Source organism: Kitasatospora sp. NPDC101447 (genome assembly GCF_044767225.1).
GTDB lineage: Bacteria > Actinomycetota > Actinomycetes > Streptomycetales > Streptomycetaceae > Kitasatospora.
Window position 1 is genome coordinate 341,795 of the sequence record NZ_JBIWNL010000004.1, and the last position, 25,239, is coordinate 367,033.

Genomic DNA, 25,239 nt, shown 5'->3' on the forward strand with positions numbered 1-25,239 from the left:
GGGTGTTTCGGCGGTGTTTCCGGCAGATTTCGCCGTCACCGTTCCTTCAAGACGTCACGTACGGTGTTCGTCGCGTCCGGTTCATGATCGACGCCACCGAATGTTGGATTACCCGTCAGTAAGGCACCCCTTGTGCTTCGCCCGGGATTCAAGCAGCATCGGCGTCGCCCGGTCCCAGACTCCACACCCTCCGACAGCCGTCGGCCAAGCGGAGCGCGGGATCCCCACCGGGTGATCCGCCGGCCCCGGTCGGCGGTAGGGAGGGCAGGGGGGTATCCGCGGTCCCACGGCGGTTCCTGTCCTTCGACCGGCCGCGCGGCCCTGCGCGGTCGCTGGTTGTCGCTCGGGGGTGATCGCCGATGTCGTCGGTCCTGCCCGCCGCCCCACAAGGTCGGTCGGTGCTCGGCCGGGAGGGCCGCTCTACGCAGGCCGCTCCCGCGTCCGACGACGCCCAAGGCGCTCTCCGCTACCGAGGACGTAGCTCTCTCCCATCCCAGGCCCCCACCGGCGCGCGCCACGCCGCCGGGGAGCCGGAGATGTACGTCCTAGAAGGAGGACTCGCATGTCCAAGACCTACGGCAAGACCCGCTGGAAGCGCTTCGCCCTGGTGATGGTTCCGAGCGTCGCGGCCACCGCGATGGTCGGCGTCTCGATCGCCAACAGCGCGCTCGCCGCTTCGTTCAGCATTTCCGGCCAGCAGTTCAAGGTCAGCACCGACCAGCTGCACGGCACCAACTTCGCCCAGTTCGGCTCGGTCGACATCGAGGCGAACGGCAAGCCGCACCCGGTCGCGGTCTCGGCCTTCGACCACGCCGACATCACCAACCTGTGCCAGTCGGTGGTGACGGACCTGACCGGCTTCGGTCTGGGCAAGATCACCCTGCAGCTGCACGCCGGTACCGAGGCGGGCAAGCCGGTTCAGGCCGACAACCTGCTGATCGACCTGGAGCAGCTGAAGGCGGACGCGACCTTCACCAACATCAACATCGGTCAGGACGCCTCCACCCTCTCCGGCTCGGCCACCCAGGGCTGGACCCCGCACCCGGGCGTCACCAAGGCCGGCGGCGGCGCCGGTCTGCCCTCCGGTGCGACCGGTTTCGCCCAGGCCGCCAAGGCGGCGGACCTGAGCGGCGTTCAGCAGGTCGCCCGGGCCACCTCGGCCGGCACGTTCAAGCTGAACGGCCTGAACCTCGCGCTGAAGAGCGGCGACGGCGCGGGCAACGAGTGCTTCTGAGCCTCGCTTTGACCGGGACGCCCGCCCGGCACGCCTGACGGCCTGCCGGGCGACGCGCCCCGACGACGGGTCCACCCGGGGCCGGGGACGGCGGAGCATCGCCGCCCCCGGCCCACCCCCATTGTTCTCCCCTCGTAGCGACATCGAGGAGCTGCACCATGTCCAGCGCAACGGTCGAACCCCGGACCGGCCACCAGAACCCGATCGGGTGGCTCTGGCGGCACTTCCGTGATTTCCGCCGCACCAGGCCCTTCTGGGGCGGCCTGCTGGCCATGATCGCCGGCGTCCCGATCCTCTACTTCCCCTACGCGCACCTGACGTTCGGTGGCCTGACCATCGCGATGTCGACCACGGCCGGCGCGGGGTCGCTGATCATCGGCGTGCTGATGATCATCCTCGGTCTGACCGCCTGGTTCCAGCCCGCGGTGCGGGTCTTCGGCGGCATCGCCACCATCCTGCTGACCCTGGTCTCGATCCCGGTCTCCAACCTGGCGGGCTTCGGACTGGCGCTGCTGCCGGGCCTGATCGGCGGCGGGCTGATGGTCTCCTGGGCCCCGCTGCCGGAGCCGAAGACCGCGGGTGAGGGCCGTCGCCGTGGCCGCCGCAAGGGCGCCGAGGACGCGGCGGCCGCGGACACCGGGGCCGGTGAGGCCGTGGCGCAGAGCGTCGCCACCGAGCCGGCCGCCGAGGCCGCCGCGGAGACCACCGTCGCGGCTGCCGCCGAGGCGCCCACCGCCCAACTGCCCGCCCAGGGCGAGCCGCAGGAGCCGGCCGCCCAGCCCGCCGCCGAGGCGTCCGTCCCGAAGCAGGCCGGCGCCACCGATCCGGAGGCCGCGCGGTGACCGGGCCGGCCGAGCAAGCCGACGACGCGGCCGTGCCGGCGCGGCGCTCCGGTCGGCACGCGGCCCCGCGCACGCCCGTACGGGTCAGACTCAGAGGCCGCGCACTGGCGATGGCCGCGGTGCCGACCGCGCTGCTGATGGCCGCCGCCTACACGCCCAACCCGGCGATCGCCGAGGCGGCGGCGGGCAAGCCCTGCGGTGCCGCGCCGGCCACGGTGCCGGACGTCGCGCCGATCGAGACGCCCGTCCCCAAGAGCGAGCTGCCCGAGCCGCCGCCGGGCCCGACCGCCGACCCGACGACGGGCCCGACCGCGGGCCCGACCACCCCGCCGACCGCGCCCACCACCGCGCCCACCCCTGGGCCCTCGAACGGGCCCTCGACCGGCCCGAGCTCGGTGCCGACCCAGCCGACCGGCCAGGCGCCGACCGTCGCGCCGGTCAAGCCGCCGGCCGCGGCGGAGCCCGGCACGCTGCCGCCCGCCGCCCGGGCGGCCGCGCAGCCGCAGGCCGGCGCCGCCACCACCGGCGCGGTCGCGCCGGGCACGGACCGGCCGGGCGTCGGCAGCGGTCCTGGCACGGCGACCCAGGCCGGGCTGATCGACGACATCGTCGGGGGCATCAACCACCTGCTGAACCCGACGGCTTCGCCCAGCCCGACCGCCGCCCCGACCCAGGCCCCCAAGCCGGGCACCACCCCGTCGCCGGCGGCCACCACCCCGACCGCCCCGGCCCCGCGGGCCGGCACGCCGGCCCAGCCCGCACCCGCCCAGCCGCAGGCCCACGGCGCGACCCCGGACGCCGCGCCGACCACGACCCCGTCCTCCGGCGGCGCGCCCTCGCCGGCCGCGACGCCGAGCGGGAAGGCGAGCCCCAGGGCGACGCCCTCGGCCGGCGCCTCCGGCACCGCCTCGCCCACCGCGGGCGCCACCGGCACCCCGTCCGCCACGCCCACCGACAACCCCAACTGCGACGTGGACACCCGGGGCCTGACCGCGGGCGCGGCCACGACCGGCCACGTCGTCCCGGAGCAGAACTGGACGCTGCTGACCAGCCGTCTGGCCCTGCACGGCGCGGCCTTCCACGGCGTCTACGACGTGAAGACCCCGACCGGCAGCAAGCGGGTGCTGAAGTTCGTGGTCGACAGCGTGGACATCGACAATCTCGACATGTCGACACTGGAGGGGAACGGCGTCACCTTCCACGTCCAGGGCGCCAAGGGCTCCACCTCGACCATGCGCAACGGCCCGGTCACCATGTACGTGGAGCGGCTGTCCGGCCACCTCTCCAAGGTGCTCGGCCTGCCGATCCCGATCGACCTGGGCGAGATCACCCTCACCCCGGACACCCTGCCGCGCTGGCTGTACGACCTGATCGGCGCCATCCCGATCCCGCTGGACCTGGAGCTGACCGGCGTCACCGCCAAGCAGGCCGGCCAGTTCGGCGGCACCCTGCACATCCCGGGGATGCACATGTTCAACGACGACGCGCCCTACAGCAACGAGTGAGCGACGCGCGCCGGACGCACTGACGCCCGTGGGGCGGCCCTCCGTACGGGAGGACCGCCCCACGGGCGTTCTCAGGTCCTGGGGCTCACTCGCCCCGGGTGCCCAGGTGGTGCACCTGCACCATGTTGGTGGTGCCGGGGATGCCGACCGGGACACCGGCGGTGACGATGACGGTGTCGCCCTCGGCGAGCCGGCCCATCCGCAGCAGCTCACGGTCGACCTGGGCGACCATGGCGTCGGTGGTGGCGACCTGCTCGGTCACGTACGCCTCGACGCCCCAGCTCAGCGAGAGCTGGTTGCGGGTCGCGGAGTCCGGGGTGAACGCGATCACCGGGATCGGCGAGCGGTAGCGGGACAGCCGGCGGGCGGTGTCGCCGGACTTGGTGAAGGCGACCAGCGCCTTGCCGTCGAGGAAGTCGCCCAGCTCGCACGCGGCGCGGGCGACCGAGCCGCCCTGGGTGCGCGGCTTGCGGCCCGGGTTGAGCGGCTGCAGGCCCTGGGAGACCAGCTCCTCCTCGGCCTTCTCGCAGATCCGGCTCATGGTGCGGACGGTCTCGACCGGGTACTTGCCGACGCTGGACTCGGCGGAGAGCATGACCGCGTCGGCGCCGTCCAGGATGGCGTTGGCGACGTCGGAGACCTCGGCGCGGGTCGGGCGCGAGGCGTGGATCATCGACTCCATCATCTGGGTGGCGACGATGACCGGCTTGGCGTTGCGGCGGGCCAGCGTGACCAGCTGCTTCTGGACCAGCGGCACCCGCTCCAGCGGGTACTCCACGGCGAGGTCGCCGCGGGCGACCATGATGGCGTCGAAGGCGAGGACGATCTCCTCCATGGCCTCGACGGCCTGCGGCTTCTCGATCTTGGCGATGACCGGCACCCGGATGCCGACCTCGTCCATGACCTCGTGGACGTCCTTGATGTCGTCCGCGTTGCGGACGAAGGACAGGGCGATCATGTCGACGCCCAGGCGCAGGGCGAAGCGCAGGTCGTCCTTGTCCTTCTCGGACAGGGCGGGCACGTTCACGGCCGCGCCGGGCAGGTTGATGCCCTTGTTGTTCGAGAGCACGCCGCCCTCGACCACCACGGTCTTCACCCGCGGGCCGTCGACGCTGACGACCTCCAGGGCGATGACGCCGTCGTTGATCAGGATCGGGTCGCCGGGCTTCACGTCGCCGGGCAGGCCCTTGTAGGTGGTGCCGCAGATGTACTGGTCACCGGGGACGTCCTCGGTGGTGATGGTGAACTCGTCGCCGTTGTCGACGGTCACCGGACCGTTGGCGAAGGTCGCCAGACGGATCTTCGGACCCTGGAGGTCGGCCAGGACGCCGATGGCCTTGCCGGTGTCCTCCGAGACCTGGCGGACCTTGCGGTACCGCTCCTCGTGGTCCGCGTGGTTGCCGTGGCTCATGTTCAGTCGGGCGACGTTCATGCCCGCCTCGACGATGGCCTTCAGCTGTTCGTAGGAGTCCGTCGCCGGACCCAGGGTGCAGACAATTTTCGCTCGGCGCATATCGATCAGTCTATCCGTTCGGGTTATGGGTGCATTCGGCACGGACCGGGAGGAATCGCCGACGAATGATTCCGAGGAGTGAGACGATTTTGTGTCAGTCCTCGGACATGTGAGGTTCCCGGTGCACCAGTGCGAAGGCCTGCCGGGCGATCTCCAGCTCCTCGTCGGTGGGCACCACCGCGACCGCCACCCGGGCGTACGCGGGCGAGATGATCCGGGCCGCGCCCGAGCGCACCGAGTTCAGCTCCGGGTCCACGGCGATGCCCAGCTCGTCCAGCCCCGCGGTGGCCGCCGCGCGCACCGGCGCCGCGTTCTCCCCGACGCCCGCGGTGAAGGCGATCGCGTCCACCCGGCCGAGCACCCCGTAGTAGCCGCCGATGTACTTGCGCAGCCGGTGGACGTAGCTGTCGAAGGCGAGCCTGGCGTCCGCGTCCCCCTCGTCGGCGCGGCGCATGATCTCGCGCATGTCGTTCTCGCCGCACAGGCCGCGCAGGCCGCTGCGGCGGTTGAGCAGGTCGTCGATCTCGTCGATCGACAGTCCGCCGACCCGGTGCAGGTGGAACACCACACCGGCGTCGATGTCGCCCGAGCGGGTGCCCATGACCAGGCCCTCCAGCGGGGTCAGGCCCATCGAGGTGTCGACGCAGCGCCCGCCGCTGACCGCCGAGGCGGAGGCGCCGTTGCCCAGGTGCAGCACGATCACGTTGACCTCGGCCGGGTCCTTGCCGAGCAGCCGGGCGGTCGCCCGCGAGACGTACTGGTGCGAGGTGCCGTGGAAGCCGTAGCGGCGCACCCGGTGCTCGTCGGCGACGTCCTTGTCGATCGCGTACCGCGCCGCGTACTCGGGCATCGAGGCGTGGAAGGCGGTGTCGAAGACGGCCACCTGCGGGAGGTCGGGGCGCAGCGCCCGGGCCACCTCGATGCCGGTGATGTTGGCCGGGTTGTGCAGCGGCGCGACGGGGATGAGCCGGCGGATCTCCCCGAGCACCTCCTCGGTGATCACGGTCGGCTCGGTGAACCGCTTGCCGCCGTGGACCACCCGGTGGCCGATCGCGGCCAGCTCGGGGGAGTCCAGCCCGAGGCCGTCGGCGGCCAGCTCCTCGGCGACGGCCTTCAGTGCGGCCGAGTGGTCGGGGAACGGCTGCAGCGCCTCGCGCGGCTCGCCGGCGCGGGGGGTGTGCACCAGGCGCCCGCCCGACTCGCCGATCCGCTCGACCAGCCCGGAGGCCAGCCGGGTGCCGTCCAGCATCTCGATCAGCTGGTACTTCACCGACGAGGAGCCGGCGTTCAGCACGAGAACGCGGGTTCCTTCGCTCATGCCCGGTGCTCCTTGTCGTCCTGGGACTGGATGGCGGTGATCGCCACGGTGTTGACGATGTCCTGCACCAGCGCCCCGCGGGAGAGGTCGTTGACGGGCTTGCGCAGCCCCTGCAGCACCGGGCCGACCGCGACCGCGCCGGCCGAGCGCTGGACCGCCTTGTAGGTGTTGTTGCCGGTGTTGAGGTCCGGGAAGATCAGCACGGTCGCCCGCCCGGCCACCGGGGAGCCCGGCAGCTTGGTGGCCGCGACGTGCTCGTCCACCGCCGCGTCGTACTGGATCGGGCCCTCGACCAGGATGTCCGGCCGCAGCTCGCGGACGAGCTCGGTGGCCTTGCGCACCTTGTCGACGTCGGCGCCGGAGCCCGAGGTGCCGGTCGAGTACGAGAGCATCGCGACCCGCGGCTCCACCCCGAACTGGGCGGCGGTGGCGGCGGCCTGGATCGCGATGTCGGCCAGCTGCTGGGCGTCCGGGTCGGGGTTGACCGCGCAGTCGCCGTACACCAGCACCTTGTCGGCCAGGCACATGAAGAAGACGGAGGAGACGATCGCGGCGCCCGGCGAGGTCTTGATCACCTCGAAGGCCGGCCGGATGGTCGCCGCGGTGGAGTGCACCGCGCCGGACACCATGCCGTCCGCGATGCCCTCCTGGACCATCAGGGTGCCGAAGTAGGAGACGTCCGTGACGACGTCCAGCGCCAGTTCGACGGTCATCCCCTTGTGGGCCCGCAGCCGCGCGTACAGCTCGGCGAACTGGCGGCGCAGCGGGCTGGTGGTCGGGTCGACGAGCCGGACCTGGGCGCGGTCGGCGCCCGGCGCCTCCAGCGGCAGCTCGATGCCGAGGCCGGCGGCCTTGCGGCGCACCGCGTCCGGATCGCCGAGCAGGGTGAGGTCGCAGATGTTGCGGCGCAGCAGGATCTCGGCCGCGCGCAGCACCCGCTCCTCGGTGCCCTCGGGCAGCACGACGTGCCGGCGGCCGGCCCGGGCCCGCTCCAGCAGCTCGTGCTCGAACATCATCGGGGTGACCCGCTCGGACCGGTCGACCTCGATCAGGTTGGTCAACTCGACGGTGTCGACGTGCAGTTCGAACAGGCCGAGGGCGATCTCGGCCTTCCGGGGGCTGGCCGCGGTGAGCTTGCCCTCCAGGTGGGTCAGGGCGGCGGCGGTCGGCCAGCTGCCCTCGGGGACGACGGCGACCGGGGTGCCCGGGGCGAGCCGGGCGGCGAGCGCCATCACGTTCGGGCCGGGGTGCTGGCCGAGTGTCAGCAGCACGCCGGCGATCGGCGGGGCGCCGGCGGCGTGCGCGGCCAGCGAGCCGATCACCAGGTCGGCGCGGTCTCCGGGGGTGACGACGAGCGCGCCCTCGGTCAGCGCGTCCAGGAAGGTCGGCAGCATGGCGCCGCCGAAGACGTAGCCGCGCACGTCGCGGGCCAGGCCGGCCGCGTCGCCGAGCAGCACCTCGGCGCCGGTCGCCTCGACCAGCTGGGCGACGGTCGGCGCGGCCAGGGCCGGCTCCTCCGGGATGACGTAGGCGGGGATCGGCAGCTTCTCGGTGAGCTTGCGCTGGATCCGCTGCTTGGCGCTGGCGGCGGTCCGGTTGGCGATCATCGCCAGGGTCTCGCAGCCGAGGTCGGTGTAAGCCCGGTGGGCGTTGCGCACCTCGGCGATCACGGCCTCCGGGTCCTTGCCCTGACCGCCGACCACCGGCAGCACGGCGGCACCGAACTCGTTGGCGAGGCGGGCGTTGAAGGCCAGTTCGTCCGGGATGTTGGTGTCGGCGAAGTCGGTGCCGAGCACCAGCACCGCCTGGCAGCGCCGTTCCATCGCGCGGAACCGGTCGACCAGGACGGAGACCAGCTCGTCCTGCCCCTGGGCGGCCTGCAGCGCGGCGGCCTCCTCGTAGGTGAGGCCGTACAGCTCGGTGCTCGGCAGGTCGATCCGGTAGCGGCCGTGCAGCAGCTCGACGACGTGGTCCGAGCCCGGCTCACCGGGGGCGGAGGCGTGCACCAGCGGGCGGAAGAGCCCGACCCGGTCCACCTGGCGGGTGAGCAGTTCCATGACCCCGAGTTCGACCGCCTGTCGGCCGTCCCCCCGGTCGATCCCGGTCACGTACACGCTGCGCGCCACGTGGGTTTCTCCGTCCCGTCGTCTCGGAAGGTGGTCATATCGACCATACCTTCGCACCCCGAACGAACGTCCGCGAGCAGAGGCGGGCCGGACCGGCAAGGGACGAAGGTCCTGCCGGGGGCGCCGGTGGTCAGCGGGCGGTGGAGCCGTCCGAGCCGGACAGCTCCACCGTTCGCCCGCTGACGAAGACCTCCGACACGCGCGGGTCCACCAGCCAGCCGTGCGGGTGCACGAGGGTGCCGTTGCGGCCCGGGGTCCAGCCGTCGGCGGCGAGCGCGGCCCGCAGCCGGGCCTCCACCTGGTCGGCCGTCACGCCGGCGGGGCTGCCGATGGTGAGGGTCCGGGAGCAGAAGTTCGAGCCACAGGCGCCCTCGGTGCCGGAGACGTGCTCGATGGTCAGCCCGGGCGGCAGCGGCACCTCGGCGAGGTTCGGGAGGAAGGCGTCGTAGGCGAAGAACTGGTACATCAACACGAGGGCCCCTCCGGCGAGCGCGTGGATGCAGAACGCGACGGCGGCCCCGCTCTCGGGGTCGACGAACCTGTTCTCCGGCCGCGGGCCGCGCAGCCACCGCTCGCCCAGCACGCCCGCCAGGATCACCAGGGCCGCCACGAACGGGTACCCGGCTTCCAGGTCGGCCCTGGGCCAGATGAAGAACCACCCGTACGCCGGGCCGACGATGGCCGTGGCCAGGCCCATCAGGACGGCGAAGACCGCGGCCCCGACCGCCCGGGTCCGCACCAGCGCCGCCCAGCCGACGAAGGGCGCCAGCAGGTAGATACATTTCAACGACGTCCACAGCAACACGCGCAAGCCCCCCGCCTGCTGACGATCAGTCTCAGGCGGGGAGCCTAGGCGATCACGCCGGACGGAGCCAGAGCGTGGCGAGCGGCGGGAGGACCAGTTCCGCGGAGCGGGGCTGGCCGTCCCACTCCACCGCTTCGGCCTTGACCGGGTGGGAGTTGCCGATGCCGCTGCCGCCGTACTCCTCGGCGTCGGTGTTCAGCACCTCCTCCCACAGCTGGTCGCGGCCCGCCAGGCGGGGCAGGCCGACCCGGCGGCCGTGCCGGACGACCGGGGAGAAGTTGCAGACCGCGACCAGCGGGGTGCCGTCGGCCGCGTACCGGACGTAGGAGAGCAGGTTGTCGTCCGCGGCGCCGCCGTCGAGCCAGCGGAAGCCGTCCGGGGTGGTGTCCAGCTCCCACAGCGCCGGGGTGTCGCGGTAGTGCCGGTTGAGGTCGCGGACCAGGCGGCGCACCCCGCGGTGGTCCTCGTGGGCCGGCCACTGCTCGTCGAGCACCCACCACTGCGGGCCGTGCTCGTGGTCCCATTCCGCGCCCTGGGCGAACTCCTGCCCCATGTAGAGCAGTTGCTTGCCCGGGTGGGACCACATGAAGCCCAGGTAGGCGCGGTGGTTGGCGCGCTGCTGCCACCAGTCGCCGGGCATCTTGGAGACCAGGGCCTGCTTGCCGTGGACGACCTCGTCGTGCGAGATCGGCAGGATGTAGTTCTCCGAGTAGGCGTACACCATCGAGAAGGTGATCTCGTTGTGGTGGTACTTGCGGTGCACCGGCTCCTTGGAGATGTAGACCAGCGAGTCGTGCATCCAGCCCATGTTCCACTTGAGCCCGAAGCCGAGGCCGCCGGCGTCGGTGGGGCGGGTGACCCCGTCCCAGGCGGTGGACTCCTCGGCGATGGTGATCACACCGGGGCAGCGCCGGTAGACGGTGGCGTTCATCTCCTGCAGGAAGGAGGCCGCGTCCAGGTTCTCCCGGCCGCCGAACTGGTTGGGCGTCCAGGCGCCGCCCTCGCGGGAGTAGTCGAGGTAGAGCATCGAGGCGACGGCGTCGACCCGCAGGCCGTCGATGTGGAACTCCTCGCACCAGTAGACCGCGTTGGCGACCAGGAAGTTGCGCACCTCCTTGCGGCCGTAGTCGAACTCCAGCGTCCCCCAGTCGGGGTGCTCGGCGCGCAGCGGGTCGGCGGGCTCGTACAGCGGCTCGCCGTCGAAGCGGGCGAGCGCGAAGTCGTCCTTGGGGAAGTGCGCGGGCACCCAGTCGACGATCACGCCGATGCCGTGCCGGTGCAGGGTGTCCACCAGGTACCGGAAGTCGTCCGGCCCGCCGAGCCGGGCGGTGGGGGCGTAGTAGCCGGACACCTGGTAGCCCCAGGAGCCGCCGAAGGGGTGCTCCATCACCGGCATGAACTCCACGTGGGTGAAGTTCAACTCCTTGAGGTAGCGCGGGAGTTCATCGGCGATGGCGCGGTAGTCGGTGAGGTCCGGGCGCCACGAGGGCAGGTGCAGCTCGTACACCGACATCGGCGCCCGGTGGTGCGGGGCGCGGGCCCGGCGGGCCATCCACTCGCCGTCCTGCCACGTGTAGGCGGAGGAGGTGACCACCGAGGCGGTGCCGGGCGGGCACTGGGCGGCCCGGGCCAGCGGGTCGGCCTTGTCGAGCACCCAGCCCTGCCGGGTGTGCACCTCGTACTTGTACGTGGTGCCCTCGGCCAGGCCCGGGACGAACAGCTCCCAGATGCCGGAGGAGCCGAGCGAGCGCATCGGGTGCCCGGTGCCGTTCCAGTGGTTGAAGTCGCCGATCAGCCGCACTCCGACCGCGTTCGGCGCCCAGACCGCGAACGCCGTGCCGGCCACGCCGTCGACGGTGCGCACGTGCGAGCCGAGCGCCCGCCACAGCTGCTCGTGCCGGCCCTCGGAGATCAGGTGCAGGTCCAGCTCGCCGAGGGTGGGCGCGGTGCGGTAGCCGTCCTGCTGGCGCATCGGCTCGCCGTCCGGGTAGGTCACCAGCAGGGAGTAGTCCCGCAGTTCGCCGCCGGCCACCAGCCCGGTGAACAGCCCGCTCTGCTGGTGGGTGAGTTCGGCGGGGCCCTGCGGGGTCTCGACGACCACCCGCTCGGCGAACGGGCGCAGCACCCGGACCGCGGTCCCGCCGTGCACCGGGTGCGCGCCGAGCAGAGCGTGCGGGTCGTGGTGCTGCCCGCTCACCAGCCGGTCCACCTCGGACGGCGGCAGCGGCGCCTCGGGCAGGCGCAGGGCCCCGACGGGGGCGTCCGCCGGAACGCCCGCGGGAACGGGGGCCGCGCGCGGCGTGGTCCGCCCGCGCGGCGCCGGGCGCTCGGGCCCGGCGTCGGCGCCCGCCGCTTCGGCACCCCCTCCTTCGTCGGTCGCTCGGCCCGCTCCGCCGTCGGCGTCGGCGAGCCCTTCGGCTCGGGGCGGGTCGGCGGCGCCGGCCAGGAAGGTGGCCGGAACGGTGCGGTCGGGGCGGCCGGTCGGGTCGAGCGGCGTCACGGCGTGGTCCTCCTGCGGCGGGGGTGGGCGAACTCCTGCGGGCGGTGCGGCGGGCGGTGGTGCGGGTGGCGGGTGAGCGGGGATCGGGGGAGTCAGACGGACAGGGCGAGCCGGTTGATCGCGGCCAGCGGGATCGGCAGCCAGCTCGGCCGGTGCCGGGCCTCGTACACCACCTCGTACACCGCCTTGTCGATCTCCAGCGCCCGCATCAGCTCCGGCGAGGCCGCCGGGTCGGCGCCGCCCCCGGCCGTGTAGCCGGCGCTGAAGGCGGTGCGGTTGCGCTGGGCCCAGGCGGCGGCCAGGTGCGCCAGTTCCGGGTCGACCGGGCCGCCGGCCAGCAGGTGGGCGGCGGCGTAGTCGAAGGAGCGGAGCATGGCGGCGACGTCGCGCAGGGCGGGCTGCGGTTCGCGCCGCTCGTTGACCGACTTGGCGGGCTCGCCCTCGAAGTCCAACAGGACCCAGCCGTGCGGGGTCCGCATGGCCTGCCCGAGGTGCAGGTCGCCGTGGATGCGCTGGACCGGCAGACCGTCCGGGTGGGCGTCGGCGAGCTGCTGGAAGGCGGTGCGCAGCGCGGCCCGGAAGCGCAGCAGCCCGGGGACGGCGGCGACGGCGCTGTCCAGCCGGTCGGCCATCGCGGTGGCGAGCCGTCCGGTCTGGGTGCGGTCGAGCCGGGCGACCGGCATCGACCGGGCCAGCACCCGGTGCACCTCGGCGGTGGCCCGGCCGAGCCGGTGCGCCTCGATGGCGAAGTTGCCCGGGGAGCGGTCGCCCTTGAGCCGGCCGACCTGGTCGAGGGCGAGCTCCCAGCCGTCCTCGGCGTCCGGCAGGTAGCGCTGGAGCAGGCCGAGGGTGGCCGGTTCGGCGCGTTCCATCCGGCTCTCGAACCAGGCGGCGACCCGCGGGATGCGGGTGGAGCCGGCCCGGGAGAGGGCGAGCGAGAGTTCGAGGTCGGGGTTGGTGCCGGGGTGGATGCGGCGGAACAGCTTGAGGATGTACGAGGTGCCGTAGATGACCGAGCTGTTGGACTGCTCGGCGGTGGAGGCGCGGCCGGGGAGGTTGGCGGGCAGTCCGGAGCCGGGGGTGCGGCGGAAGGACAGCGAGCCGAAGCGGTCGCCGGTGGCGAGGTGTTCCAGCAGGCGCCCGGTGAGTTCGGGGTCGTGCACCGCGTCGTAGAGGGTCGCACCGTCGTACGGTCCCTGGCTGAGCCGGCCGAGCACCGCGCCGGGCCCGATGTCCCCGAGTCCCTGCGAGCGGATGCCGAGCAGCAGCTGGTAGATGTCGCCGTGCGGCGCGCCGGCCGTGGTGGCGTGCTCGACCCGCAGCAGCAGGTGCAGCAGGGCCGGGTCGCCGACCTGCAGCGGGGTGCCGACCACCGGGGTGAGACCGGTGATGGGCCGTCCCTTCCCGGCGTACCAGCGCTGGGTGGGCAGCCACGCCGCGATCAGCGGCAGCGCCGCCTGGACGAGCTCGCTGACCCCCAGGGCGGTTCTCCGGACCCCGGAGCCCCGCGCGCCGGTCGGCGTGGTGGAGCCGGCCGGGGCGTCGTGCTGCACATGGGCTTGAGAACGGGAGGTTTCGGACATGACTCCCTTTCCCCGGAAGCACGCGGACTGCCCGACGGGTCGTGGCCGGGTCCGTCAGTCTTCCGGATTGCGGCGGCGCGGCGGTCGCGGCACGCGAGCGTGGCTCGGGTGTCACGCCTTCGTGTGGGTGGCCGTTGGGCTGTTCTCCGTACGCGGTGGTGCAGAGAACTCCGGGGGCGCTGGGGTTCAACTGGCGCCCCCGGAGGGTCTGGTGGTGCCGGTATGGCGGTGCGGCCGTGGCGGATCGTTACTTCGACCGCCTGGTCCCGCTCAGACGCGGGGGCTGCCGGAGCTGGAACCAGTAGAAGCCGTGCCCGGCCAGGGTGAGCAGGTAGGGCCACTCACCGATCGACGGGAAGCGCACCCCGCCGATCAGCTCGACCGGGTACCGCCCGCCGTACTGCCGCAGGTCCAGCTCGGTCGGCTGAGCGAACCGCGAGAAGTTGTTCACGCACATGACCAGGTCCCCCTCGTGCTCGCGCACGAAGGCCAGCACGGCGGGGTTGCTGGACGGCAGTTCGGCGTAGCTGCCGAGGCCGAACGCCGGATTGAGCTTGCGGATCTCGATCATGCGACGCGTCCAGTGCAGCAGCGAACTCGAACTGCTCTGCTGCGCCTCGACGTTGGTCACCTGGAAGCCGTACACCGGGTCCATGATGGGCGGCAGACTGAGCCTGCCCGGGTCGGCGGAGGAGAAACCCGCGTTGCGGTCCGGGGTCCACTGCATCGGCGTGCGCACGCCGTCCCGGTCGCCGAGCCAGATGTTGTCGCCCATGCCGATCTCGTCCCCGTAGTAGAGCACCGGCGAGCCGGGCAGGGAGAGCAGCAGGGCGGTGAACAGCTCGATCTGGTTGCGGTCGTTCTCCAGCAGCGGGGCGAGCCGGCGGCGGATGCCCACGTTGGCGCGCATCCGGGGGTCCTTGGCGTACTCCGCGTACATGTAGTCGCGCTCCTCGTCGGTGACCATCTCCAGGGTCAGCTCGTCGTGGTTGCGCAGGAAGATGCCCCACTGGCAGCCGTTGGGGATACGCGGGGTCTTGGCGAGGATCTCGGACACCGGGTAGCGGGACTCGCGGCGCACCGCCATGAAGATCCGCGGCATCACCGGGAAGTGGAACGCCATGTGGCACTCGTCGCCGCCCGAGGTGAAGTCGCCGAAGTAGTCGACGACGTCCTCCGGCCACTGGTTGGCCTCGGCGAGCAGCACGGTGTCGGGGTAGTCGGCGTCGATCTCCTTGCGGACCCGCTTGAGGAACTCGTGGGTCTCCGGCAGGTTCTCGCAGTTGGTGCCCTCGCGGGCGAAGAGGTACGGCACCGCGTCCAGCCGGAAGCCGTCGATGCCGAGGTCGAGCCAGAACCGCAGCCCGGCGATCATCTCGTCCTGGACCCGGGGGTTGTCGTAGTTGAGGTCCGGCTGGTGCGAGAAGAAGCGGTGCCAGTAGTACTGCTTGCGGACCGGGTCGTAGGTCCAGTTGGAGGTCTCGGTGTCGACGAAGATGATCCGGGCGTCCGGGTACTGCTTGTCGTCGTCCGCCCACATGTAGAAGTCGCCGTAGGGCCCGTCCGGGTCCTCCCGGGAGGCCTGGAACCACGGGTGCTGGTCGCTGGTGTGGTTCATGACGAAGTCGATGATCACGCGCATGCCGCGGGCGTGCGCGGCGTCGGTGAACTCCATGAAGTCGGCGAGGTCGCCGAACTCCGGCAGCACCGAGGTGTAGTCGGACACGTCGTAGCCGCCGTCGCGCAGCGGCGAGGCGAAGAACGGGGGGAGCCAGAGGCAGTCGATCCCGAGCCACTGGAGGTAGTCGAGCTTGGCCGTGAGCCCCTTGAGGTCCCCGACCCCGTCGCCGTTGCTGTCCTGGAAGGACCGCACCAGCACCTCGTAGAAGACCGCACGCTTGAACCACTCGGGGTCCAGGTTCTTCTTCGAGGTCTCGGGGAAGGTGTCGGGGACGGGCTCGTTCACTGTCACGCTGGGTTCCTCCGAACCGTGAGGAGGTGAGCCGGCTCGGCTGAGGGATCGAGCCGGACGTAGTTGTGCCGGCCCCAGGTGTAGACGGCGCCGGTGAGCTCGTCGTGCACCGCGTACGGGCCGTCGCCGTCGAGGCTGACGGTGGCCTCCTGGACGTGGTGCGGGTCGAGGTTCACCACGGTGATGACCTGGTCGGTGAGGCCCTCGGGGGTGGTCGCGGTCTTGGAGTAGGCGAGCACCTGGTCGTTGTCGGTGGGGTGGAAGCGCAGGTCGCGCAGCTGCTGCAGGGCGGGGTGGCGCCGGCGCAGCCGGTTGAGCACGGTCAGCAGCGGGGCGAGGGTGTCGGTGCGGTTCCAGTCGCGCGGGCGCAGCTCGTACTTCTCCGAGTGCAGGTACTCCTCGGAGCCCGGGTGGGCCGGCTCGTTCTCGTGGAGCTCGTAGCCGGCGTAGACGCCGTAGCTGGGGGAGAGGGTGGCGGCGAGCACCGCGCGGACCGCGAAGGCGGCGCGGCCGCCGTGCTGCAGGTAGGCGTGCAGGATGTCCGGGGTGTTGGCGAAGAAGTTGGGGCGCATGTAGGCCGCTGCGTCACCGGTGAGTTCGGTGAGGTACTCGGTGAGTTCCGGTTTGGTGGTGCGCCAGGTGAAGTACGTGTACGACTGGTGGAAACCGATCTTCGCCAGGGTGTGCATCATCGCGGGGCGGGTGAAGGCCTCCGCCAGGAACACGACATCGGGGTCGGTGCGGGCGATGTCGGAGAGCACCTTCTCCCAGAACACCACCGGTTTGGTGTGCGGGTTGTCGACCCGGAAGATCCGCACGCCGTGTGACATCCAGAACCGAAGGATTCGGACGGTTTCCTTGACGATTCCGTCCATGTCCTGGTCGAAGTTGACCGGGTAGATGTCCTGGTACTTCTTCGGCGGGTTCTCGGCGTAGGCGATGGTGCCGTCCGCGCGGTGGCTGAACCATTCCGGGTGCTTGTTCACCCACGGGTGGTCGGGCGAGCACTGGAGGGCGAAGTCGAGCGCCACCTCCAGGTTCAGCTCCCGGGCCTCGGAGACGAAGTGGTCGAAGTCCTCGACGGTGCCGAGGTCCGGGTGGACGGCGTCGTGGCCGCCCTCCGGGGAGCCGATCGCCCAGGGCGAGCCGACGTCGTGCAGACCGGCCGTCAGGGTGTTGTCCGGGCCCTTGCGGAAGGCTCGGCCGATCGGGTGGACCGGCGGCAGGTAGACCACGTCGAAGCCCATCGCGGCGACCGCCGGCAGCCGTTCGGCGGCGGTGCGCAGGGTGCCCGAGCGCGGCGGCTCGACGCCGCTCGGGTCCACCACGGCCCCCTCCGAACGGGGGAAGAACTCGTACCAGGAGCCGAACAGCGCCCGCTCGCGGTCCACCTGCAGCGGCAGCGGGCGGGAGGCGCTGAGCAGCTCGCGCAGCGGGTACCGGGCCAGCAGCTCCAGCACCTCGGGGGCGAGGGCGGCGGCCAGCCGGGACAGCGGCGGCATGGTCGGGTCGCGCAGCGCCTCGGCGGCGGCCAGGACGTCGGCGCGGCCCTCCTTCTTCGGCACGCCGGCCGCGGCCTGCTCGAACAGCCGGGCCCCCTCCTCCAGGACCAGCGCGGTGTCGATCCCGGCGGGCAGCTTCACCGAGGCGGTCCTGCGCCAGGTGGCGACCGGGTCGCTCCACGCCTCCACCAGGTACGACCAGCGGCCGGGCGCGGTCGGGGTGACGTACGCGCCCCAGCGGTCGGTGCCCTCGGCGAGCTCGCGCATCGGCGTCCACGGGCCGCTGCGGCCGCGCGGGTCGCGCAGCACCACGTTGGCGTTGACGGCGTCGTGGCCCTCCCGGAAGACGGTCGCGGTGACCAGGAAGGTCTCGCCGACGACGGCCTTGGCCGGGCGGCGGCCGGCGTCGACGAGGGGACTGACGTCCAGGACGGGGATGCGGCCGATCACGGTGTCGCTCTCTGTCTTGCGGGCGGAGGGCTTGGCGGCGGTCTTGCGGGCGGGCCCGGCCGCCGGTTCGGCGGCGGTCTTCGCGGCGGGCGCCTTCGGGGCGGCCGCCTTCCTCGTGGCGGTCTTGCGGGGCGCGGGCTCGGCCCCGGCTCCGGCCTTCGGGGTGGCGGCCGACGCGGTGGCGGTGGTGCGGCGCGTGGTGGTGCGCCTGCGGGGTGCCGCGGTCCGGTCCTCCTCGGTCCCGGGTCGTCGGGCCGTTTCGGAGGACCGCGCCGTCGAGGGCCGGTCCGCGGGGGGTTGGGATTCGGAGGATCCGGTACTGACCGCGCCGGACGCCCTGGGCGCAGGCATCGCCGGATCTGTCCGAGTGTCAGAATCCATCCGTCCGGCGGATTCCGCGACCGCTGAGTCGAGGGCTTCGGCCACCGGTGTGGACTGGTCCCGCGTGTCGCCGTGCATGCCAAGCTCCTGCCCGAGATCGGCGGCAGCTCCCGCGGGCCGGGGGATCGGGCCAGGGGAGTACCGGGAGGACTGCTGGGTGGGGAGGACGTGCGACCGGAGCCTGCCCGCGCCGCCGTCCCCGGCAACCTGCCCGGCGCCCGCCGAGCCGGTGGCAGGACGCCCCCGAGCCCGTGCGCGTCCCGGCGCACGCCTCCGGGGGCGCGCCCCTGGGCGGTCCGGTCCACCCGTGAACGAGCGGGCCGGGCGCGAGGACACGCGTCGGTGCGCGGTGAGCGTCGAATGGGCTAAGAAGAACGGGAACGGCCAACGCGAAAAGGATTCGGACGTGCTGCTTCAAGGGGGACGCCACCCGTCGCCGCACTCCCCACAGCATCAACGACCTTCGGTCATCCTCGCACCGGCGACAAGGTTTTTGCAGCAGTACGACAGTAGTTTCGGGTCTTCTCCCGAGCGGATGCGCCATCGGAAATGAATCCGTACCGAAGAGTTCACGTATTGGTAGCGCGGCTCCTCGAAATGTGCGCCTCGCGCGCCCCCCGTGCAGTCCAATGCGCCGAATGCGATCTCATCAATAGCCCGAACGGATGCCCAATAGCCCACTTGACGCACTGTCGGACCGGCCGCCACGGCTACGCTTCACGCCGTGAAGGCAATCCGCAGATTCACCGTCCGCACCGTCCTGCCCGAACAACTCCAGCCGTTGCACGAGCTGGCCCTCAACCTGCGCTGGTCCTGGCACCCCGAGACCAGGGACCTGTTCCGGTCCGTGGACCCGGAGGTCTGGGCCGCGACCGGCGAGGACCCGGTGCGGCTGCTCGGGGAGGTCCCGGCCGGCCGGCTCGCCGCGCTCGCCGCCGACCGGCGGTTCCTGCGCAGACTCGGCGACCTCGCCGACGACCTGCGCGACTACCTGACCGGTCCGCGCTGGTACCAGACCCGGCAGCAGGAGGCCGAGGCCGCCCCGCTGCCCGCCGCGATCGCCTACTTCTCGCCCGAGTACGGCATCGCCGCCGCGCTGCCCCAGTACTCCGGCGGGCTCGGCATCCTGGCCGGCGACCACCTCAAGGCCGCCAGCGACCTCGGCGTCCCGGTCATCGGCGTCGGGCTGTTCTACCGGCACGGCTACTTCCGGCAGTCCCTCGGCCGGGACGGCTGGCAGCAGGAGCGCTACCCGCTGCTCGACCCGGACGAGCTGGCGGTCAGCCCGCTCCGGGAGGCCGACGGCACCCCCAGCCGGGTCGACCTCGCCCTGCCGGGCGGCCGCACCCTGGCCGCCCGGATCTGGAAGGCCCAGGTCGGGCGGGTCCCGCTGCTGCTGCTCGACTCCGACATCGAGGCCAACTCGCCGGCCGAACGCGACGTCACCGACCGGCTCTACGGCGGCGGCAGCGAGCACCGCCTGCTGCAGGAGATGCTGCTCGGCATCGGCGGCGTCCGGGCCGTGCGCGTCTACTGCCGGCTCACCGGACACCCCGCCCCCGAGGTCTTCCACACCAACGAGGGCCACGCCGGCTTCCTCGGCGTCGAACGGATCCGCGAACTCGTCGCCGAGGAGCCGGACGGTCCGGACTTCGCCGCCGCCCTGGAGTCCGTCCGGGCCGGCACCCTCTTCACCACCCACACGCCGGTCCCGGCCGGCATCGACCGCTTCGACCGCGACCTCGTCGCCCGCCACTTCGGCGGCGACGCCGCGCTGCCCGGCGTCCCGGTCGACCGGGTGCTCGCGCTCGGCGCCGAGACCTGGCCCGGCGGGGACCCGAAGCTGTTCAACATGGCCGCCATGGGCCTGCGGCTGGCCCAGCGCGCCAACGGGGTCTCCACCCTGCACGGCGAGGTCAGCCGCTCGATGTTCAACGGCCTCTGGCCCGGCTTCGACCCCTCCGAGGTGCCGATCACCTCGGTCACCAACGGCGTGCACGCCGCCACCTGGATCGACCCGGCGGTCGTGCGGCTCGGCGCCGCCGAGATCGGCGCCGAGCGCGCCGAGGAGGCGATGACCACCGGCGAGGCCACCCGCTGGACCGGCCTGGAGACGATCGGCACCACCGAGATCTGGGAGCTCCGCCGCACCCTGCGCGCCCAGCTGGTGGAGGAGGCCCGCCGCCGGCTGCGCGCCTCCTGGCGCCAGCGCGGGGCCGGGGAGGCCGAGCTCGGCTGGGTCTCCTCGGTGCTCGACCCCGACGTGCTCACCATCGGCTTCGCCCGCCGGGTGCCCTCCTACAAGCGGCTCACCCTGATGCTGCGCGACCCGGAGCGGCTGCGCGGCCTGCTGCTGCACCCCACCCGGCCGGTGCAGATCGTGGTGGCCGGCAAGGCCCACCCGGCCGACGACGGCGGCAAGCGGCTGATCCAGCAGATGGTCGCCTTCGCCGACGACCCGGCGGTCCGGCACCGGATCGTCTTCCTGCCGGACTACGACATGGCGATGGCCCGGCACCTCTACCCCGGCTGCGACGTCTGGCTCAACAACCCGCTGCGCCCGCTGGAGGCCTGCGGCACCTCGGGGATGAAGGCCGCGCTCAACGGCTGCCTCAACCTGTCCGTCCTGGACGGCTGGTGGGACGAGTGGTACGACGGCCGCAACGGCTGGGCGATCCCCACCGCCGACGAGAGCGGCGGGGTGCTCGACCCGGACAGCGGCGAGGCCGAGCGGCGCGACGACATCGAGGCGGCCGCGCTCTACGACCTGATCGAGCACCAGGTCGCCGCCCGGTTCTACGACCGCGACGCGGACGGCCTGCCGCACCACTGGATCGCCATGGTCCGGCACACCCTGGTCACCCTCGGGCCCAAGGTGCTCGCCGGGCGGATGGTCCGCGAGTACGTCGAACGGCTGTACGCCCCGGCGGCGCTGGCCCAGCGGGAGCTGGCGGCGCCGGAAGCCGGGCGCGCGGAGGCGGGCGGGCGGTCCACCGGGCGGTTCACGGGCGCCCGGGAGCTGGCGGGCTGGAAGGCGAAGGTCCGGGAGGCCTGGCCGGCCGTCCGGGTCGAGCACGTCGAGGCGGAGTGCCCGACCGAGGCCCAGGAGCTGGGCAGCTCGCTGGCGCTGCGGGTGCAGGTCGCGCTCGGCACCCTGCAGCCGGGCGACGTCGAGGTCCAGGTGGTCTCCGGCCGGGTGGACGAGTCGGACGGCATCTCGGACGCCTGCCTGCTCGCCCTGAAGCCGGTCGGCGGGCCCGACCTGGACGGCCGCACCCGCTACGAGGGCACGCTGGAGCTGTGCCGGACCGGCCCGTTCGGCTACACCGTCCGGGTACTGCCCGCGCACCCGCTGCTGGCCTCCCCGGCCGAGCCGGGCCTGGTCGCCCTGCCCGTCGAGTCGGCCGGGATGGACGCGGGGCTGCTGCGCTGACGTCGCGCCGGACGACTGCCGTCCGTGCGTCCGCGACGGACGGACGGCAGTCGTCCGAGGGACGGCCCGGCCGGGTGCGTGACGGCGCACCCGGACGGGCACATCGAGGGGCCGGGGGTGTCGGACACCCCGCGGCTAGACCAGGCTGTCCCGCCAGGCCCGGTGGAGGGTGGCGAAGCGGCCGGAGCCGTCGACCAGCTCCTGCGGCGAGCCGTCCTCCACGATCCGGCCCTGGTCCATCACCAGGACGCGGTCGGCGATCTCCACGGTGGAGAGCCGGTGCGCGATGATCACCGCCGTCCGGCCGGCCAGCACCGTGCGCATCGCCCGTTGTACGGCCTGCTCGCCCGGGACGTCCAGCGAACTGGTCGCCTCGTCCAGGATCAGCACCGCCGGGTCGGCCAGCAGGGCGCGGGCGAAGGCCACCAGCTGGCGCTGGCCGGCCGAGATCCGGCCGCCGCGCTTGCGCACGTCGGTGTCGAAGCCGTCCGGCAGCGCGGCGATGAACTCGTACGCGCCGATGTCGCGGGCGGCCCGCTCGACCTCCGCGCGGGTGGCGCCGGGGCGGCCGATCGCGATGTTCTCGGCGACCGTGCCGGAGAACAGGAAGGACTCCTGGGTCACCATCACCACCCCGCGCCGCAGCTCGGCGGTGGCCAGCTCGCGCAGGTCCACGCCGTCCAGCCGGATCCGGCCCTCGGTCGGGTCGTAGAAGCGGGCCAGCAGCTTGGCGACCGTCGACTTGCCCGCGCCGGTCGCGCCGACCACCGCGACCGTCTGCCCGGCCGGGATCAGCAGGTCGAAGGGCGGCAGCACCTCCTTGCCGGTGGGGTAGGAGAAGCGGGTCGCCTCGAAGGACACCTCCCGGCCCTTCCGGGCCGCCTGCGGCAGCTCCTTCGGCTCGGCCGGTTCGGCGACGGTCGGCTCGTGGGCGAGCAGGCCGGCGATCTTCTCCAGCGCGGCGGCGGCCGACTGGTAGCTGTTCAGGAACATCGCCAGCTGGTCGATCGGGTCGTAGAGCCGGCGCAGGTAGAGCACGAAGGCGGTGAGCGTTCCCAGCGCCAGCGAGTCGTCGACGGCCAGGTACGCGCCGAACAGCAGCACGCCGGTGAGCCACAGGTTGGCGGTGGCCCGGGAGAGGCCGACGTAGCGGGCGATCTCCAGCAGGCCGTCCGCGGTCGCGGTGGCGGACTGCCGGTTGACCACCGCGAAGGCCGCGTCGTTGGCCTTCTCGCGGCGGAAGGCCTGCACCGGGCGGATGCCGTTCATGGTCTCGGTGAAGCGGACGATCAGCGAGGCCGCCGAGGTGCGGGAGCGGCGGTACACCCGGCGTGAGCGGCTGCGGAAGGACCGGGCGATGAGCGCCAGCGGCACCGCGGACACCAGCGAGACCAGCCCGAGCCGCCAGTCCAGCACCAGCAGCAGCACCGAGATGTAGCAGACCGACAGGAAGACCGTCAGCAGCTCCTGCAGGCCCTCCGAGAGCAGCTCGCGCAGCGCGTCGATGTCACTGGTGGCCCGGGAGATGATCCGGCCCGAGGTGTAGCGCTCGTGGAAGTCCAGGCTCAGCCGCTGGGCGTGCCGGAAGATCCGGCCGCGCAGCTCCAGCAGGATGTCCTGGTTGATCCGGGCGCTGATCTTGATGAACACCCACTGCAGCACCGGGCTGAGCAGCGCGCAGAACAGGTACGCGGCGATGACCGCGACCAGCGGGCCGGAGTCGTGCGCGCGCAGCGCCGGGATGGCGCGGTCCATCGCCACCGCGACCAGCAGCGGGCCGGACTGCAGGGCGGCCTGCTGGACCAGGATCACCACCATCGCGACGGCGATCCGGGCCCGGTGCGGGCCGAGCAGCGAGCGCAGCAGCGCCCGGGGCGCGCCGGGCGGGACGGGGATGTCCTCCTCGTCGGCCGGGGGCGGGGGAAGTTCCTCCTCGGCGGACGCGGCGGACGCGGCGGGACCGGCCTTCGTGGGTTCGGCGGTCGTGGTCACGGGGCTGCACTTCCTTCGGGCACGAGGGCGGCCTCGCCCGACATCAGTTCGCGGTAGAGCGCGCAGTCGCGGAGCAGCTCCTGATGGGTGCCGACGGCCTCGATCCGGCCGTCCGCCAGGACCGCGACCCGGTCGGCGAGCAGCACCGTGCTGGGACGGTGGGCCACCACCAGGGCGGTGGTGGTGCCGAGGACCTCGCGCAGCGCGCGCTCGACCAGGGCCTCGGTGTGCACGTCCAGGGCGGAGAGCGGATCGTCCAGCACCAGGAAGGCCGGGTCGCCGACCACCGCGCGGGCCAGGGCGAGGCGCTGGCGCTGGCCGCCGGACAGGCTCAGGCCCTGCTCGCCGACCTCGGTGTCGGCACCCTCCGGGAGCTTCTCCACGAAGCCGGCCTGGGCGGTGGCGAGGGCGGAGCGCAGCTGCTCCCCGGTCGCGCCCGGGGCGCCCATCAGGACGTTCTCCCGGACGGTGGCGGAGAACAGGGTGGGCTCCTCGAAGGCGACCGCGACGAGTTCGCGCAGCCGCTCCCGGGGCAGGTCGCGGATGTCCCGGCCGTCCAGCGTGATGGTGCCGGCGGTGGCGTCGTACAGCCGGGGGAGCAGGGCGGTCAGCGTGGTCTTGCCGCTGCCGGTGGCGCCGACCAGGGCCATCGTCTCGCCGCTGCGGACGTGCAGGTCGATGCCGGTCAGCAGGTCGGGGCTGCCGGCCGGGGCGTCGGGGTAGCGGAAGCGGACGCCGGTGAAGCGGATGCCGTCCCGGGCGGTGAGGCCGGTGGCGGTGCCCGGGTCGGGGGTGTCCGGCTCATCCAGCACCTCGAAGAAGCGGTCGGTCGCGGTGGCGGCCTCGTTGGCGTACGCGAGCAGCCAGCCGAGCGACTCCACCGGCCAGCGCAGCGCGAGCGCGGTGGAGAGGAAGGCGACCAGGGCGCCGGCGCTCAGCTCGTCGTGGGCGACCAGGTACGCGCCGACGGCGAGGGCGCAGCCGAGGACGATCTCCGGCAGGCCGACGATCACCGCCCAGAGGTTGGCCAGCAGGTGGGCCTTGTGCAGCTCGGTGCGGCGCAGCTCCCGGGCCTGGGCCCGGAAGCGCTCGGCCATCGAGCGGTGGCGGCCGAAGGCCTTGAGGATCCGGATGCCGAGGACGGACTCCTCGACCACGGTGGCGAGGTCGCCGTTCTGGTCCTGGGCGAGGCGGGAGGCGCCGGAGTAGCCGGACTCGAAGCGCCGGGTGAGGACGAACAGCGGGACGACGGGCACCAGGGCGATCAGGGCGAGCCGCCAGTCCTGGGTGAACATCACCACCGTGCCCGCCAGGAACATGACCGAGTTGACGATCAGGAACACCAGCGGGAAGGCCAGGAACAGCCGCATGGTGTACATGTCGGCGGTGGCCCGGGACAGGAGCTGGCCGGAGCCCCAGCGGTCGTGGAAGGAGACCGGCAGCCGCTGGAGCTTGGCGAAGAGGTCGCCGCGCATCGCCGTCTCCAGCCCGGCCAGCGGGCGGGCCAGCACCACCCGGCGGGTGAAGAACAGTCCGGCCTCGAAGAGCCCGACCAGCAGCACCAGGCCGATCAGCGGCCAGAGGGCGGCGAGGTCGTGCGTGGCGAGCGGGCCGTCCACGATCCGGCCGAGGAGCACCGGGACGGCGAGGGTGCTCAGCATGCCGAGCGTGGCGGCCGTCACCGAGACGACCAGCCGGTCGCGGACGGCGCGCGCGTACGGCCACAGGCGCAGCAGCGAGCGGACCGTGGAGTGGCGGGGCGCGGCCGGCGGTGCGGCTGCGGTGGTGGTGGCCGCCGCGGCGGGTTCGGCGGCCCCGTCGGCGGGCGGGTTGTCGGTGTCTTGTCGGTTCTCGGCCATCGCGGTGAGGGTAGGCAGAGAGCCCGTCACTTCTCATCCGGTTTTTCGCCCCTGTCGGCGGTGTGCGGCGAGAACCGGCCACCCGGACGGGACGTGTGCGGGCGGCCGGTGGGGCGCGCGCGGCGGTTCGTGCAGGGAGGAATGCGCCGTGCGCCTCTTACGAGCCCCGGCCGATCGGCCGATGGATCTTCTGACGGATGCTCATCGATGCCCGAGTGACAGGA

The 25,239-nt window shown here is 72.9% G+C and carries 14 protein-coding genes; 4 read left to right on the forward strand and 10 right to left on the reverse strand.

All coding sequences use genetic code 11. The features are described from left to right. Positions 1 to 562 precede the first annotated feature (562 nt). The 3 genes from ACIRST_RS08580 to ACIRST_RS08590 all read left to right on the forward strand — a co-directional run bounded on the left by ACIRST_RS08580 (position 563) and on the right by ACIRST_RS08590 (position 3,581). On the forward strand, positions 563 to 1,234 hold the full coding sequence (locus ACIRST_RS08580) for a DUF6230 family protein (RefSeq protein ID WP_350520235.1): 672 nt from the start codon (positions 563 to 565) through the stop codon (positions 1,232 to 1,234). A gap of 158 nt (positions 1,235 to 1,392) precedes the next feature. Next, positions 1,393 to 2,076 (forward strand): DUF6114 domain-containing protein, encoded by a 684-nt coding sequence (locus ACIRST_RS08585; protein WP_350520234.1) that lies wholly within the window; start codon positions 1,393 to 1,395, stop codon positions 2,074 to 2,076. Then, entirely contained in the window at positions 2,073 to 3,581 is a 1,509-nt protein-coding gene (locus tag ACIRST_RS08590; RefSeq protein ID WP_402800860.1) for a hypothetical protein, read from the forward strand. Before ACIRST_RS08585 ends, ACIRST_RS08590 begins: the two co-directional genes overlap by 4 nt. 85 nt (positions 3,582 to 3,666) lie before the next feature. On the opposite strand, the gene pyk is transcribed toward ACIRST_RS08590, so the two are convergent. From pyk to ACIRST_RS08630, 8 genes are all read right to left on the reverse strand, one after another. Further along, positions 3,667 to 5,094: a pyruvate kinase gene (gene pyk, locus ACIRST_RS08595; protein WP_350520232.1), complete on the reverse strand. Its 1,428-nt coding sequence runs from the start codon at positions 5,092 to 5,094 to the stop codon at positions 3,667 to 3,669. Positions 5,095 to 5,188: 94 nt separating this feature from the next. Then, a complete protein-coding gene (locus ACIRST_RS08600; protein WP_350520231.1) occupies positions 5,189 to 6,412 on the reverse strand; it encodes an acetate kinase in 1,224 nt (407 codons plus the stop codon). Beyond that, positions 6,409 to 8,538, reverse strand: coding sequence for a phosphate acetyltransferase (gene pta, locus ACIRST_RS08605; RefSeq protein ID WP_350520230.1), 2,130 nt, complete (start codon positions 8,536 to 8,538; stop codon positions 6,409 to 6,411). The genes ACIRST_RS08600 and pta overlap by 4 nt, the downstream gene beginning before the upstream one ends. A 130-nt stretch (positions 8,539 to 8,668) precedes the next feature. Beyond that, positions 8,669 to 9,349, reverse strand: a complete 681-nt coding sequence (locus tag ACIRST_RS08610) for a hypothetical protein (protein ID WP_350520229.1) — start codon at positions 9,347 to 9,349, stop codon at positions 8,669 to 8,671. A gap of 46 nt (positions 9,350 to 9,395) precedes the next feature. Beyond that, a complete protein-coding gene (glgB, locus tag ACIRST_RS08615) occupies positions 9,396 to 11,843 on the reverse strand; it encodes a 1,4-alpha-glucan branching protein GlgB (RefSeq protein WP_402800863.1) in 2,448 nt (815 codons plus the stop codon). 92 nt (positions 11,844 to 11,935) lie between these two features. Next, positions 11,936 to 13,426 carry a maltokinase N-terminal cap-like domain-containing protein gene (locus ACIRST_RS08620; RefSeq protein ID WP_350520227.1) on the reverse strand — a complete coding sequence of 497 codons (1,491 nt, stop codon included), beginning with the start codon at positions 13,424 to 13,426 and terminating at the stop codon, positions 11,936 to 11,938. 247 nt (positions 13,427 to 13,673) lie between these two features. Then, entirely contained in the window at positions 13,674 to 15,398 is a 1,725-nt protein-coding gene (treS, locus tag ACIRST_RS08625) for a maltose alpha-D-glucosyltransferase (RefSeq protein ID WP_350520226.1), read from the reverse strand. Beyond that, positions 15,395 to 17,350 (reverse strand): alpha-1,4-glucan--maltose-1-phosphate maltosyltransferase, encoded by a 1,956-nt coding sequence (locus ACIRST_RS08630; RefSeq protein WP_350520346.1) that lies wholly within the window; start codon positions 17,348 to 17,350, stop codon positions 15,395 to 15,397. The genes treS and ACIRST_RS08630 overlap by 4 nt, the downstream gene beginning before the upstream one ends. 1,105 nt (positions 17,351 to 18,455) lie before the next feature. Between ACIRST_RS08630 and glgP the strand changes: the two genes are divergently transcribed. Continuing rightward, positions 18,456 to 21,164, forward strand: coding sequence for an alpha-glucan family phosphorylase (gene glgP, locus ACIRST_RS08635; RefSeq protein ID WP_350520225.1), 2,709 nt, complete (start codon positions 18,456 to 18,458; stop codon positions 21,162 to 21,164). 135 nt (positions 21,165 to 21,299) lie between these two features. Here glgP and ACIRST_RS08640 read toward each other — a convergent pair whose 3' ends face one another. Beyond that, positions 21,300 to 23,156 (reverse strand): ABC transporter ATP-binding protein, encoded by a 1,857-nt coding sequence (locus tag ACIRST_RS08640; RefSeq protein WP_402800865.1) that lies wholly within the window; start codon positions 23,154 to 23,156, stop codon positions 21,300 to 21,302. After that, positions 23,153 to 25,015: an ABC transporter ATP-binding protein gene (locus tag ACIRST_RS08645; RefSeq protein ID WP_402800867.1), complete on the reverse strand. Its 1,863-nt coding sequence runs from the start codon at positions 25,013 to 25,015 to the stop codon at positions 23,153 to 23,155. Before ACIRST_RS08645 ends, ACIRST_RS08640 begins: the two co-directional genes overlap by 4 nt. Positions 25,016 to 25,239 lie beyond the last annotated feature (224 nt).

Bases quoted from the DNA above. Each gene is read 5' to 3' on its own strand.
- ACIRST_RS08580 (WP_350520235.1), top strand. From the start codon at position 563: ATGTCCAAGACCTACGGCAAGACCCGCTGGAAGCGCTTCGCCCTGGTG.
- ACIRST_RS08585 (WP_350520234.1), top strand. From the start codon at position 1,393: ATGTCCAGCGCAACGGTCGAACCCCGGACCGGCCACCAGAACCCGATC.
- pyk (WP_350520232.1), bottom strand. From the start codon at position 5,094: ATGCGCCGAGCGAAAATTGTCTGCACCCTGGGTCCGGCGACGGACTCC.
- ACIRST_RS08600 (WP_350520231.1), bottom strand. From the start codon at position 6,412: ATGAGCGAAGGAACCCGCGTTCTCGTGCTGAACGCCGGCTCCTCGTCG.
- ACIRST_RS08620 (WP_350520227.1), bottom strand. From the start codon at position 13,426: ATGTCCGAAACCTCCCGTTCTCAAGCCCATGTGCAGCACGACGCCCCG.
- ACIRST_RS08645 (WP_402800867.1), bottom strand. From the start codon at position 25,015: ATGGCCGAGAACCGACAAGACACCGACAACCCGCCCGCCGACGGGGCC.